Annotated in this window: 13 protein-coding genes; 4 read left to right on the forward strand and 9 right to left on the reverse strand. The window is 63.3% G+C overall.

All coding sequences use genetic code 11. The features are described from left to right. Positions 1-47: 47 nt before the first annotated feature. Positions 48-350 (forward strand): DUF3040 domain-containing protein, encoded by a 303-nt coding sequence (locus tag HAV21_RS14780; RefSeq protein ID WP_166842241.1) that lies wholly within the window; start codon positions 48-50, stop codon positions 348-350. 99 nt (positions 351-449) lie between these two features. Here HAV21_RS14780 and HAV21_RS14785 read toward each other — a convergent pair whose 3' ends face one another. From HAV21_RS14785 to HAV21_RS14795, 3 genes are all read right to left on the reverse strand, one after another. Continuing rightward, positions 450-872, reverse strand: a complete 423-nt coding sequence (locus tag HAV21_RS14785; RefSeq protein ID WP_166842242.1) for a hypothetical protein — start codon at positions 870-872, stop codon at positions 450-452. Positions 873-1,075: 203 nt separating this feature from the next. Next, on the reverse strand, positions 1,076-1,726 hold the full coding sequence (locus tag HAV21_RS14790) for a hypothetical protein (RefSeq protein WP_166842243.1): 651 nt from the start codon (positions 1,724-1,726) through the stop codon (positions 1,076-1,078). 59 nt (positions 1,727-1,785) lie between these two features. Continuing rightward, a complete protein-coding gene (locus tag HAV21_RS14795) occupies positions 1,786-2,421 on the reverse strand; it encodes a TetR family transcriptional regulator C-terminal domain-containing protein (RefSeq protein WP_166842244.1) in 636 nt (211 codons plus the stop codon). A gap of 81 nt (positions 2,422-2,502) precedes the next feature. On the opposite strand from HAV21_RS14795, the gene HAV21_RS14800 reads away from it, so the two are divergent. The 3 genes from HAV21_RS14800 to HAV21_RS14810 all read left to right on the forward strand — a co-directional run bounded on the left by HAV21_RS14800 (position 2,503) and on the right by HAV21_RS14810 (position 5,807). Then, positions 2,503-3,546 carry an agmatine deiminase family protein gene (locus HAV21_RS14800; RefSeq protein WP_166842245.1) on the forward strand — a complete coding sequence of 348 codons (1,044 nt, stop codon included), beginning with the start codon at positions 2,503-2,505 and terminating at the stop codon, positions 3,544-3,546. Next, positions 3,543-5,264 carry an amidase gene (locus tag HAV21_RS14805; protein ID WP_166842246.1) on the forward strand — a complete coding sequence of 574 codons (1,722 nt, stop codon included), beginning with the start codon at positions 3,543-3,545 and terminating at the stop codon, positions 5,262-5,264. Before HAV21_RS14800 ends, HAV21_RS14805 begins: the two co-directional genes overlap by 4 nt. A 201-nt stretch (positions 5,265-5,465) precedes the next feature. Next, positions 5,466-5,807, forward strand: coding sequence for a hypothetical protein (locus HAV21_RS14810; protein ID WP_142937835.1), 342 nt, complete (start codon positions 5,466-5,468; stop codon positions 5,805-5,807). Positions 5,808-6,049: 242 nt separating this feature from the next. On the opposite strand, the gene HAV21_RS14815 is transcribed toward HAV21_RS14810, so the two are convergent. The 6 genes from HAV21_RS14815 to HAV21_RS14840 all read right to left on the reverse strand — a co-directional run bounded on the left by HAV21_RS14815 (position 6,050) and on the right by HAV21_RS14840 (position 12,891). Beyond that, positions 6,050-7,804, reverse strand: coding sequence for a beta-galactosidase family protein (locus tag HAV21_RS14815; protein ID WP_166842247.1), 1,755 nt, complete (start codon positions 7,802-7,804; stop codon positions 6,050-6,052). A gap of 16 nt (positions 7,805-7,820) precedes the next feature. After that, the gene (locus HAV21_RS14820; RefSeq protein WP_223941007.1) at positions 7,821-8,528 is read right to left on the reverse strand and encodes a hypothetical protein; all 708 of its coding nucleotides are present in this window, start codon (positions 8,526-8,528) and stop codon (positions 7,821-7,823) included. 5 nt (positions 8,529-8,533) lie between these two features. Next, positions 8,534-9,475, reverse strand: coding sequence for a carbohydrate ABC transporter permease (locus tag HAV21_RS14825; RefSeq protein WP_166842248.1), 942 nt, complete (start codon positions 9,473-9,475; stop codon positions 8,534-8,536). Beyond that, positions 9,475-10,401: a sugar ABC transporter permease gene (locus tag HAV21_RS14830; protein WP_142937844.1), complete on the reverse strand. Its 927-nt coding sequence runs from the start codon at positions 10,399-10,401 to the stop codon at positions 9,475-9,477. Before HAV21_RS14830 ends, HAV21_RS14825 begins: the two co-directional genes overlap by 1 nt. A 117-nt stretch (positions 10,402-10,518) precedes the next feature. Then, entirely contained in the window at positions 10,519-11,799 is a 1,281-nt protein-coding gene (locus HAV21_RS14835; RefSeq protein ID WP_166842249.1) for a sugar ABC transporter substrate-binding protein, read from the reverse strand. A gap of 78 nt (positions 11,800-11,877) precedes the next feature. Then, positions 11,878-12,891: a hydroxyacid dehydrogenase gene (locus HAV21_RS14840; protein WP_166842250.1), complete on the reverse strand. Its 1,014-nt coding sequence runs from the start codon at positions 12,889-12,891 to the stop codon at positions 11,878-11,880. Positions 12,892-12,944: the final 53 nt, after the last annotated feature.

The raw sequence follows: 12,944 nt of genomic DNA on the forward strand, positions 1-12,944 counted from the left end.
GCATTGACGCAGCCTCGGCGGCCCTGCTCGTGTGGTGAGGAATTCCGATGTCGTTGTCGGATGAAGAACGCAGGAGCTTGGAAGAGCTGGAGCGGGATCTCGCTTCAACGGATCCCGGCCTCGCCTATGAGCTGAAGTCCGGTCGCCCACGTGGCGCTCTGGCGCGCAACGTTCTTGGCAGCCTGGCCGTTCTGGTCGGCTTCATCATGGTGATCGCCGGGATCGTCACCCAGCTGGTCATCCTGGGCGTCGCGGGGTTCCTGCTGGCCAGTGGCGGAGCCTATTGGCTCGTGACCGGGACATCGCTACGGAGACTGTTCGGACGGCACGACGACCACGCGGCACCTTAGCAGGTTCGGCACCTGAGTCGCCCCGCACCACCCTGCCGGTGCGATGGGGAGCGGCGGCTAGGGACGACGTTCGGGGGAGACCTTCCGGGAAGACGTTACCTAGGGAACCGGTGGGACCGGCGGCTGGACCGGGGTTTCCGGCCGCTGGACAGGCTCGGGTTCGCCCGGAGGCATCATCATGCGCCAAGCAAACACTGCGCCCGCTCCCACGACGGCAGCAGCAATGGCGGTGAACCATACTGCACGGCCGGAGCTGCGCTGCGTGGTCTTCCGGCTGAGCGCTCGGGTGGCCTTCTTTACTGCCTTGGCGGCAGTGCGTTTAGCTTCCTTGGCGGCCTTTTTGTTGCCGGTCAGAGTGAGCATCACACCCTGGACCACAGACGGCACGTCGGCGTGGTTGATCCGGGCCAAAGCCCACCTCACCACTGCGTCTGTTTGCGCGGATGTGCCCTCTGTCGCATGCGTTACCCATTCCCGGGCAAGATCCTGGGCGGCGGGAATGATGCTTTGCGCTTTGTACATGCTGAGCCCCTCACGTGGTTAGACGACCTGCTTGCCAGCCTACGCTTGAGCACCTGTGATCAACAGATGCCCCCCGGCGCGCGCTCCTTCCCAGTTCCCCAGTGCCACCCCGCACATAACGCGGGCCTGGGGGCCGACACGCCGTGGCTTACAGGCGGCGAGGCAGGGCAACCGGGAAGGAGCGGCGCGAAGCATCCGGGTGATTAGGTCCGCACTACCGAGGCCAGCTCCACCGGCTCCTCCAGTCCGGCCCACTGTCCGTTGAGAATCAACTCCCCGTGAAGCTCCTGGGCCGCTGCGGTGCTGGCCGAAGCATCTGCGGCTACATCCAGAACCCGGGTAACTTTCAACCGCAGGGCACCCGCATCAATGATGGTCACGCCGCTGCCGGATACCGGCGCCGAGGCACTCAAGGTGGGAGCGCCGCCGTCGAGCTTTCCGCTGCCTTTCACCGTGACAGAGCTGGGCCGGGGCTCGGGCTCGCCGTCGACGATGAGCTCGGCCTCGTTCTGGCCGGTCAGGATGGCGGTGGCCAGGACTTTGACGTATACGGGATCAGCGCAGGCGTCGTACACCCAGCGCTTTCCCAGGACCGAGTGGTCCATGGTGCCGATGAGCCACTCCTCGGCGCCGGCAAGCTCGTAGCCGCGGTAGCTGAGCGGCACCTGGTAGATGCGCTCGCCGGCCGCGACCACGTGTGTTTCGAGCCCCACCTCGCCGGTGGGATCGTCAAAGCGGTAGGCGCCGATGAGCTCCGGGGTGCCGTCCTGGATGAACCAGGGCTGCTTCGGTAGGTAGTCAGCGATGAGTTCGAGCTTGGACGGGGACAGGGTTGCCTTGTGAATGATCGCCATGCTCCCAAGCCTAGGGCAGGGCAGGACTGGCTCCCGAAGGCGGCCCCGGGTGGGGCGGCCTACGCTCCCGGTTTGGGCACCAGCGAACCTCGGGCGGCGCCCACCATTCCCTCGACGGCGCGTGCAAGGTGCGTGCCGCGGTCGTTGACGCCGTCCCATCGGACCAAGGCCTGCGCGTTCAGGCCATCAACCATGCCGAGGATTTGCCAGGCGACGGCGGCGGCGTCGGAAACGTTGAACACTCCTGTGGCGTTCCCGTCCTCCACCACGTCCTGGAAGACCTTCTGCCAGGCATCCATCTGCCCACGGACGGCGGCGGCAAGGGTTTCATTGCGGCGCCCCAAGGTCCAGGCTTCCACCCAGATTGCGGTGACGTCGAGCCTGCTGTTGTCCAGGAGGGTGTCCACCAGCAGGGCCAGACGTTCGGATGGTCCTGGGCACTGGCTCAGCAGTGCGGCGACTTCTTGTGTTTCCGCTGCCACGATGGTGGCGAAGGTGTTCGAAACGAGGGCATCCATAGTGGGCTGATAGTGCGCCACCAGACCGGAAGCAACGCCAATTCGCGCGGCGACGTTGCGCAGCGTGAGCGCCGTGAGGCCTGCCTCGAGTGCGATCTCGCGGGCGGCTTCGGTGATTTCTGCGGCGCGCTCAGCCGGTGACTTACGGACTGCGCGCTTCTGTTGAGTGCTTGACATTACAGACCAGTCTAGATTAGGTTTTCTGCATTGTTGATCATGCGATCAACAAGAGAATGTCTGAAGACGAAGGAGTCACCCATGGCTTGGAGAATGCCGGCCGAAACCGCACTGCATGAGCGCACTTGGATGGCGTTCCCCCGCACCGGCCTGACGCTTGGCGACGACGCCGCCTCTGCCGAAGAGGCCTACGGGGCCTGGACCGCCGTCGCCCATGCTGTAGCCGAATTCGAGCCGGTCACCATGGTGGTGGACCCCAGCGAACGCGAGCGCGCCGCCCGGATGCTGGGTAACGGCATCGAACAGATCGAGGCGCCGCTGGATGAGTTCTGGATGCGCGACGTCGGACCCACCTTTGTGCTGGACGACGAACGCCCCGGCGTGCTTGGCGCCGTGGACTGGATCTTCAACGGCTGGGGTGCTCCGGCATGGTCCGAATGGCAGAAGAGCGCCGGAATGGGCCGTTTCGTTGCGGAGAAGTCCGGTGCCGAACTTGTCAGCTCTTTGCTGGTCAATGAAGGCGGTGCCATCCACGTAGACGGCAAAGGAACGGTGCTGGTAACAGAAACAGTCCAGTTGGATCCAAACCGGAACCCTTACGCCAACAAGGCAGCAGTTGAAGCCGAACTGGCCCGCACCATCGGCGCCACCAAGGTCATTTGGGTACCCCGCGGACTGACCCGCGACTACGAGGACCTGGGCACGCGAGGCCACATCGACATGGTGGCCACGCTGCCCGCACCCGGCCAAATCCTGCTGCATTCCCAGACCAACCCGGAGCACCCGGACTACGAGGTCAGCCGCACACTTCGGGCATTCCTTGAAACGCAAACAGATGCGGCGGGCAAGCCGTTCGAGATCGTGCCGCTGCCGGCGCCGGAAACGCTGCGCGACGAAGACGGCTTTGTGGACTGGAGCTACGTCAACCACTTGGTGGTCAACGGCGGGGTCATCGCTTGTGGATACGGGGAAGAACATGCCGACTCCCTCGCCGCTGAAATCCTGGCCGAGGCCTACCCCGGCCGCCGTGTTGTCACGGTGGATGCCCGGCCCATCCTCGCCCGCGGCGGCGGCATCCACTGCATCACGCAGCAGCAGCCCAAACTTGCAGGAGGTGCAGCGTGACGGCTCCATTCGACGTCGTTGAGGCCTCCATCGCAGAGCTGCGCGAGGCCCTGGAAACAGGGGAGGTGACCAGTGAGGAACTGACCCAGGCGTACCTTGACCGCATCGAGGCCTACGATCACAACGGCATCAGACTCAACGCACTGGTGGTCATGAACCCCGATGCTTTGGCGGACGCCCGGGCCTCGGACGAACGCCGGACGGAGGGCGCGCTGCGTGGGCCACTGGATGGCATCCCCTACACCGCCAAGGATAGCTACCTGGCCAAAGGGCTCACCGCGGCGGCGGGTTCGCCCGCCTTCGAGCACCTGATTGCGCAGCGCGACGCCTTCACCATCGAGCGGCTCCGCGATGCCGGTGCGGTGCTGATCGGGCTGACCAACATGCCGCCCATGGCCAACGGCGGCATGCAGCGCGGCGTGTACGGTCGCGCCGAAAGCCCGTATAACGCCGGCTTCCTCACTGCGGCGTTCGGCTCCGGTTCCTCCAACGGTTCCGGGACCGCGACGGCGGCCAGTTTCGCTGCCTTCGGCCTTGGTGAGGAAACCTGGTCAAGTGGCCGCGCACCGGCGTCGAACAATGCTCTGTGCGCCTACACGCCCTCCCGCGGCGTCATCTCCGTACGGGGCAATTGGCCGTTGGTCCCCACCATGGACGTCGTGGTCCCGCACACCCGCAGCATGGCCGACATGCTCGAGCTGCTGGACGTCATTGTGGCCGACGACGCCGAGACCCGCGGCGACTTCTGGCGGGCGCAGCCCTGGGTTCAGATACCCAAAGCTTCAGAGGTGCGGCCGGAGTCATACACGGCGCTGGCTTCGGAAACGCTCGACGGCGGACGGTCGGCTCTGCGGGGCAAGCGCCTTGGAGTGCCGCGCATGTACGTCAACGCAGATCCGGACGCCGGGACCAGTGCGCAGCCGGGCATCGGCGGGCCGACCGGGCAGCGCATCCAGACGAGGGCTTCCGTGATTGATCTGTGGGAGGCCGCCAAACAGGACCTTGAAGCAGCCGGGGCCGAGGTTGTTCTGGTGGACTTCCCGGTGGTCTCCAACTATGAAGGGGACCGTCCGGGCGCACCCACCATCGCCACGCGGGGCCTTGTCACCCCTGGATACCTCAAGCGTGAAATCGTGGACCTGTCAGCCTGGGCGTGGGACGACTTTCTGCGTGCAAACGGCGACCCCGCACTAAGCGGCCTTGCTGAGGTGGACGGTTCCAGGATTTTCCCGCACCCTGAATGCGCCCTGCCGGACCGCTACACCGGGTTCGACGACGACATTGCTGAGTATCCGGGACACGTTCGCGAGCACGGCTACAACCAGCTGACCGAGATCCCCGAGCTGGAAAACGGGGTGCGTGGCTTGGAGGAGACCCGACGGGTGGACTTGGAGGAGTGGATGGACGGCCTCGGATTAGACGCCGTCCTGTTCCCGGCCGTCGCTGACGTGGGACCCGCTGACATGGACGTCAACCCTGCTTCGGCCGACCTCGGCTGGCGCAACGGCGTCTGGGTGGCCAACGGAAACCTCGTCCCGCGGCATCTCGGCATCCCCACGGTCACTGTGCCGATGGGAACCATGGCAGACATTGGCATGCCCGTGGGCCTCACGTTCGCGGGCCGCGCCTACGATGACACAGCACTGCTGACCCTGGCTGCCGCCTTTGAAGCAACAGGTTCTCGTCGGACCGTGCCACCGCGCACGCCGGCGCTGTAGTTTCGCCGCCAGCCCTGCGCTCCTGCCCGGTTGCTTTCCCGCTGTCACCGTAGATAGGCTCCGACACCGGTGAGTCGACCTAGTTTGCTGCCCGACCGGGGGTCTAACTGGGAAGGAGCGCGGGCAAGCGGCCTGGCGCCGATGCGTGGACGGGCCCCGGCACTGATTACAATCAAAGGGACGTCGACCACTGAGGGAATCATGAAGAAACTCACCACTGTCCTGATCGCTGCCGGGCTCATCGCCTCGGCATCCGCCTGTTCCGCCCAGCAGCAGCTGACTACCGCGGAAACGTGTGACCGCGTGGGCGTCGCCGCATCCGGCATTCCCCAAAACGCTAGCAAGACCGCCACCAACCGCGTGGCCAACGCCATCCGGCCCATCGAAGTCGTTGCATCGGACGAAATGAAGCCGGTTGTCACCGCCATCCTGGAGTACATGGATGAGCAGTCCAAGGAAACCCCGGACGAGGCGAAGCTTGGCGAGCTCGGCCAGGCCTACCAGGAAGCCGGCACCAAGTACGGCGAGCTCTGCCGCGGCTAATGACGCCCGCGCGCTGAACACACAGACGTGCTGAACACGAGAGGGACCGGTTGAAGGACCGGTCCCTTTCGCGTCCCAACCATCTCTCACATTCTGGCCCTTAAACCGGAACCGTCTCTCACTTCGTAGCCGTTATGGCGCGACGCTCTATCACTCCTCTGAGAAGAGCGAGAGAGGGTTGCCGGGAAGGGCGTGGGATGTGAGAGACGGTTGGGTTCAAGCAGGTGGGATGTGAGAGAGGGTTACTTTTCTTCGGGGCCCAGGTCAGGCCCGACGGCGAAACTCACCTGGCGTGTGGCGCTTCCGTGGAGTTCCAGGATGGCGAGCTCGTTGGCACCTTCGCGGATCAGCGGACCGGGAACATAGAGCGTGCGCTGGGGCCCGCGGCTCCAGTACCGTCCGAGGTTGAAGCCATTGATGAAGGCGTTGCCCTTGGTCCAGCCGTCCAGGCGGAGGAAACGGTCGCCGGGGCCGTCGGCGTCGAAGGTCGCGAACGAAACAGATGGCCCAGCCACCCCGGCAGATGCGGAACCGCGGGGAAGAGTAACCGCTGCGGACCGGTAGGCCTCCAGCGAGTTCACATCAACAGCGCCCACTTCCCAGTCGATAATCTCCACACCGTTCAGCATCGCGGGACCGATCAAGCCCTTGGCCTCGCCGATCCGTTGGCCGTAGTTCACCCGGCCCTGGTCCTCCAGAAGAACCTGCAGACGGCCGCCGCCCGGGATGACAACAGCGCGTTCGCCCAATTCCCGGCTCAGGACGCCCACGGGCACGCCATCCAGGAAGAACTGTGCCCGGTCCCGTATTCCCGAGAAGGACAGCACTCCGCCGGAAGGCAGCGATGCCTCGTACAGGTAGAAGCCCCGGTATTGGCCGGTCACTTCCACCGGCGGTACCGGCCCGGGGACCAGTTGGGCAGTGGTCGGAACGGAGAGCAGCGGGACGGAGGACGTGACGGACAGGACAGAGGATTCCGGAACAGGCGTCCGCCGATGCGGCACCTCGGAAGGAACCGGGAAGTGCTTGGCAATGACGTCCCGGAACGCGAAGTACTTGGCCGTGGGTTGTCCGTCCTCGGAGAGCGGAGCGTCGTAATCGTACGAGGTGATGGTGGGCTCGTAAATACCCTTGTCGTTTGCCCCGTTGCTGAACCCGAAGTTGGTTCCGCCGTGGAACATGTAGATGTTCACCGAAGCCCCGGCGGTCAGCAGTGCATCCAGTTCGGCGGCGGAAGCAGCGGCGTCGGTGGTGTGGTGGTGGGTGCCCCAGTTGTCGAACCAGCCGTTCCAGAACTCTGCGCACATCAGAGGGCCGGTAGGCTGACGCTCCCGCAGGAACGCCAGCCGCTCATCCGCGCGTGATCCAAACGTTCCTGTCTTGTGGAGTTCGGGCAGTGAGCCGTCCTCGATCATGGTCCCGAATGGTTGGTCGCAGGTGAACAGCGGAACATCAACACCCAACCGTTTGGACAGGTCAACCAAGTGCTGCAGGTAGGCCTTGTCGCTGCCGTAAGCGCCGTACTCGTTCTCGATCTGGAACATGATCACGGGCCCGCCCTGGGTGATTTGCCGCGGCACCACAATCTCCAGCACGGACTCCATGTAGGAGGAAACGGCGGCAAGGTAGCCGGCTTCGCTGCTGCGCACTCCCACGGTGGGATCGGTGAAGAGCCAGGCAGGGAGTCCACCGTTGTCCCATTCGGCGCAGATATACGGGCCGGGCCGCACGATGGCCTGCATCCCGGCGTCGGCCACCAGGTCCAGGAACCGGCCAAGATCCAGCCCACCGTCGCACACAAAAGCGCCGGGAACGGGGGAATGCTCATTCCAGGGCACATAGGTTTCGATGGTGTTCAGACCCATCAGCCGGGCCTTCTCAATCCGGTCCGCCCACTGGTCCGGATGGACCCGGAAGTAGTGGATGGCTCCGGACAGGATACGGAAAGGCTGATCGTTCAGGAGGAAATCCTGACGGCCGATTGCGAAGGTCTGCAACTAAAAATCCTAAAAATCAGGCCGAACGGAGAACGGCATGGAAAGCGAACGACGCATTGCTCCAGATCACGAACAGCAGCGGCGCCGGTGCCAGGGCAACGCCGAGAACGGGCTGTAGCACGGCAGCGGACACGATGATTCCCAGCAGGATCAGCATGGCGGCGCTGAGGTACCAGCGCTGCACCACCAGATACAGCGAGGCCTTCAGCACGCTCTTGAGCTTCGCATCGGGCAACAGCACGACGCCGGCAATCGCCGTGACGGTGAGGCTCACCGTCACGGCGGCTGCTACGACGATCAGAGGCACCAAAACTGCGGCGCCGGGGATGGCCTGGTTCTGGACGACGGCCAGGTCCACGCCGAGGAACATCAGGAGGCCCACCGCCCCGACGCCCAACAGCGCGGCCTTGCCGAAACTGCGTTTGTATCCCCGAAGGAAAGCGGCAACCGGCTTGACCGCACCGCCGTCGTCGTTCAAGGCCTTGAAGGCGGCGAAGATGCCGGCGAGCGACGGTGCGACGGTGACGGAGAGAGCCAGGAAGAAGGGCCAGGCCGCCGCCGGATCTGCAACCAGTGACAAGGAAAGTACCAACGGGGCATTGGCCACCGCCATCAGCACATTCCCGGCAAGGAAGGTGTAGATGAAACCGAAGATGCTGCCAAAAGCCTCGAACCCCGGGCTGGGGATTCGTCCTGCCAGGCCGCGCCGTTTTGTTCCACCCACAACACTCATCCTTTCATCCCGCTGGTGGCGATGCCCTGGATGAAGTAGCGCTGGCCGATCAGGAAGATGATCAGGATGGGGATCACGGAGATCACCGAGCCGGTCATGATCATGGCGTATTCGGCGTCGAACTGGCCCACGAAGGACCGCAGGCCCAGCTGGACGGTCCAGAGGCGGTTGGACGTGAGGTAGATGAACGGTCCCATGTAGTCGTTCCACGTGTTCACGAACGTCAGCAGCGCCAGGCTGGCCAGGGCTGGCTTGGACAGTGGCAGGATCACCCGCGCCCAGATGCCATACTCGCTCAGGCCATCGATCCGGGCAGCCTCGCAGAGCTCATCCGGGATGGTCATGTAGTACTGGCGCATCAGGAATACGCCGAACGCACCGAACGCCTGCAGCAGGATCAAGGCGTTGAAGCTGTTGGTGAGGCCCAGGTTCTGCATCATGATGTACTGCGGCACCATGTAGGCCTGCCACGGAACGGCGATGGTGCCGATGTAGGCAAGGAACAACACGTCGCGGCCCGGGAAACGGACCTTGGAGAAACCGTAGGCAGCCAGGGAACCCGTCAGGACCTGGAGGCACGTGATGATCACTGCAAGGTAGAGCGAGTTCTGCAGGTATCCCATCATGGGAATGCGGGTCCAGATGTCCGTGTAGTTGCTCCACACGAACTCCTGCGGGATCCACTGGATGGGGACTGTGAGGACCTGGTTGTTCTCCTTTAGCGAGGAGGAGAGCATCCAGATGAATGGCACCATGAGTGCCACCACCAGGACCAGCAGCACGCCGTAAATAATGACGTTCGCGGTCCGCTTCTTTTGCTCCCGCGGGGACCGCTTGCGGTCAGTACGACGGCGGTCTTCCGCAGTGGGTGCGCCGTTCGGCAGCGGCGATGCGTCTGTCACATGAGTGGCTTTGAGGTCTTCGGCCATGTTGGTCATCAGCGTTCCCTCCGCTGTTGGATCTTGAACTGCAGGACGGTAACCGTCAGCACGATGATGAACAGGACCAGCGAGATGGCCGAAGAGTAGCCGAACTTACCCTCGCCAATGCCTTCCTGGTAGATCAGCTGGGACAGCACCGTGGTGGAGCGGCCCGGGCCACCGTTGGTCATGACCACAATGAGGTCGAACACCTTGAAGCTGGAGACCGTCAGCATGACCACCACAAAGAACGTGGTGGGACGCAGGGACGGGATGGTGACGTTCCAGAAACGCTGCCAGGCGCTGGCACCGTCAACTTCGGCGGCTTCGTACAGCTCGGTGGGGATCGCCTGCAGGCCGGCCAAGTACAGCACCATGTAGTAGCCCATATCGCGCCACACACTGGTGATGATCACAGCCGGCATGGCCCAGTCCGAACTGGAGGTCCAGCCCGGCGGGTTGGCGATGCCGATTGCGCCAAGGAACTGGTTGATGGGGCCGCTGTCCGGGCTGAAAAGCATGTTCCACACGACGGCGACAGCAACCAAAGAGGTGATGTACGGGAAGAAGATGGCCACCCGGAAGAAGCCGATGCCCTTGAGCTTACGGTTCAGCAGCATGGCCAGTAGCAGTGCCAGGGCCATGGTCAGCGGGACGTGCCCCAAGGCGTAAACAACAGTGTTTCGCAGCGCGATCCAGAAGGAGTCGGACGCGAACATGCGCTCAAAGTTGGCCAGGCCAATCCATTTTGGAGCGCTGAACGAGGTCCATTCCATGAAGGAGAGCGCGAATGCGGCCACGACTGGAATGAGGGTGAAGGCCAGGAAGCCAAGGAAGTTCGGAAGGATGAACGTCCAGCCGATCAGCGTGTTGCGCCTGGCTTGCTTCCTGTTGCCGCGGCTCTGCACGGGGGCAGGTGCCTGGGTGATTGTTTCTGTAGTCATGATGACCGCTCCCGGGGCGGGGGCGTTCCTCCATTTCAGGATCCGGAGAGTTCAGATCCGGTGCTGGTGCTGCGCCTGACGGACGCAGCACCAGGACCGGGGGAGTGTTACTGGGAGCTACTTGCCCAGAACTTCGCTCGTGACGCGCTTGCCCATCTCGGCGATGCCATCAGTGACGGAGCGCTCGCCCACCATGATCAGATCATGTTCCTGGTTGAGGATCTTGTCCGTGGCGGCCGACTTGTCGCTGACAGGCATTTCCAGCTCGGTGGTGTCCGGCGTGAAGGCCTTCTTGGACAGCTCATCCGTGGGCATGCCATCGAGCTTGAAGTACTCAGCGGTGATGGAGTCGTTCTGCAGCGCCGGAACTACGCCGATCTTTGAGATCGCCTTGGCGCCTTCTTCGCCTGCTGCCCACTCGATGAACTTCTTGGCTTCATCGGAGTGCGTGGCGTTCTTGTTCACGGCGAAGGCCGTGGGCGAACCGAACGTGGTGACCTTGCCGTCGTCGTTCTTCTGCGGCATGGGAGCCAAGCCCCAGTTGACGTTGGTCTTGCCGTCCTTCTTGGCCTGCAGGATGCCGGCGATGTACCAGGTACCCATGGGCATCATGGCTGCCTGGCCTGACTCGAACATGGTGCGGTAGCTGGTCTTCTGGCTCTTGGCGGTGCCGAAGTCCAAGGTGGCGCCGGACTTCTGCAGGTCCAGTGCGGTGTTGTACTGGTCCTGCATGAAGCCGTAGTCACCGCTGTTCTGGTCAGCGCCGTTCTGTGCTGCCGCGATGGCCTGGACCGTTGAACGCCAGATGTGGTGGTAGGTGCCGTAGGTCTTCTTGCCGCCAGCCTCGGTGGAGAGCTTCTTGGCGATCTCCGTGTACTTCTCCCATGTCAGATCCTTGGGATCTTCAATTCCGGCAGCCTTGAACAGATCCTTGTTGTAGTACAGGAGCCAGAAGTCCTGGCGGTAGGGAGCTGCGTAGTACTTTCCGTCAATGTTGAAGGCATCCGTGCCGGCCAGGTTGTCCTTGCCCAGCTTGTCCACCACGCTGTTGATCTCCTGAAGCTGGCCGTTGTTGGCGTAGCGGGAGTAGTCAATGACGTTCTTCATGGTGAGGACGTCAGTGGTGTCGCCGCCGGCAAGCATGGTGGTGACTTTCTGGGGGTAGTCATCGGCCAGGATGTCCACGGGTTCAATGTCAACGTTGGGGTTGGCGGCCTCGTAGCTGTCAAAGAGGGCCTTGAACTCCGGGGTGCCCTCGTAGTTCCACACCGAGACGGTCAGCCGGGTCTTGCCTTCGGCCGCCTGCGGTTCGGCGGGACCGGCAGCGCCGGCACAGCCGGTGAGTCCGAGCCCTGCAGTCACCGCAAGGGCGATTGCGGCGAGGGTTGTGCGCTTCATTGCGTTCTCCTTTAGTACTGGTTCTTAAGTTTGCCGTAGGTGCGGCTTTGTTTTAGTGCCGAGGTGTTCTTGAGGAAGCTAGGCGCTGAGGCCGAGGTCCGCGTGGACCACTTGGGCCAGGAGGTCCTTGCCGGCGAGGTACCGTTCAAGGTCATCCAGTGCGGCATCGGACATCCGCCTGGTTTCGGTCCCCAGCGAACCTGCGATGTGCGGGGTGAGGATCACGTTGGGGAGACTGTACAGGGTGGAATTTGCGGGCAGTGGCTCGGGTTCCGTGACATCCAACAGGGCGGTGATACGTCCGGTGGCGCATTCTTTCTCGAGGGCTTCAGTGTCAACGAGCGAACCGCGGGCGGTGTTGATAAGCGTCGCATGGTCCTTCATGGACTGCAGCTCCGCGGTGCTGATCATGTTGCGGGTTTCCGGAAGTGCGGGCGCATGAATGGTGACGACATCGGACACTGGCAGGAGTTCCTGAAGGCTGACCAGCGTGCCGCCTGCTGCCGCAACTTCAAGCGGATCTGCATAAGGATCGCTCACCAGGCAGGTGACGTCCTGGAGCTGCTGAACCAGCTGGACCACCCGGCGGCCAATACGGGAGAACCCGATGACGCCGATGACCCGGCCGATGTTCCCCAGCTCCCCGCGGTCGCCGATGTAGCTCCAGTCGTCCCGGTACATGCGGGCGTCGTTGGCCAGGACGTGTGCTTTCTTGCCTGCCAGGACTATGGAAGCGAACGTGAACTCGGCTACGGGGATTGCATTGGCGTCGGCGCCGTTGGTGACGGTGATGCCGCGATCCCAGAGTTCCTCGCTGACAAAGCTGCGCACCGTTCCTGCACAGTGGAAAACTGCCCGGAGTTTGGGCATGCGCTCCAAACGCTCGGCGTTGAGCTGCGGAACTCCCCAGCTGGTGAGGAGGATTTCCACCTCTTCCAAACGACCCGTCAGCTCCGGTGCGTCCAACGTATCCGTCCACGGCTGGTCGCCGAGATCCACCATTTTTGCCAGCCGCTCCAGTCGTGTGGAGTCGAACTGGTCAGCAAAGGTTCCGCTATTCATGACCAGCAGTGCCTGGGGCTTGAGCGACATTGAGGGGATCCTCCCTTCGAATCTATCGGCGGTCTGTTCGACCGTGATTTATG

Source organism: Paenarthrobacter sp. MSM-2-10-13, assembly GCF_011605365.1.
Classification (GTDB): domain Bacteria; phylum Actinomycetota; class Actinomycetes; order Actinomycetales; family Micrococcaceae; genus Arthrobacter.

Bases quoted from the DNA above. Each gene is read 5' to 3' on its own strand.
- HAV21_RS14800 (WP_166842245.1), top strand. From the start codon at position 2,503: ATGGCTTGGAGAATGCCGGCCGAAACCGCACTGCATGAGCGCACTTGG.
- HAV21_RS14825 (WP_166842248.1), bottom strand. From the start codon at position 9,475: ATGACCAACATGGCCGAAGACCTCAAAGCCACTCATGTGACAGACGCA.
- HAV21_RS14835 (WP_166842249.1), bottom strand. From the start codon at position 11,799: ATGAAGCGCACAACCCTCGCCGCAATCGCCCTTGCGGTGACTGCAGGG.
- HAV21_RS14785 (WP_166842242.1), bottom strand. From the start codon at position 872: ATGTACAAAGCGCAAAGCATCATTCCCGCCGCCCAGGATCTTGCCCGG.
- HAV21_RS14810 (WP_142937835.1), top strand. From the start codon at position 5,466: ATGAAGAAACTCACCACTGTCCTGATCGCTGCCGGGCTCATCGCCTCG.
- HAV21_RS14830 (WP_142937844.1), bottom strand. From the start codon at position 10,401: ATGACTACAGAAACAATCACCCAGGCACCTGCCCCCGTGCAGAGCCGC.
- HAV21_RS14790 (WP_166842243.1), bottom strand. From the start codon at position 1,726: ATGGCGATCATTCACAAGGCAACCCTGTCCCCGTCCAAGCTCGAACTC.
- HAV21_RS14840 (WP_166842250.1), bottom strand. From the start codon at position 12,891: ATGTCGCTCAAGCCCCAGGCACTGCTGGTCATGAATAGCGGAACCTTT.
- HAV21_RS14780 (WP_166842241.1), top strand. From the start codon at position 48: ATGTCGTTGTCGGATGAAGAACGCAGGAGCTTGGAAGAGCTGGAGCGG.
- HAV21_RS14795 (WP_166842244.1), bottom strand. From the start codon at position 2,421: ATGTCAAGCACTCAACAGAAGCGCGCAGTCCGTAAGTCACCGGCTGAG.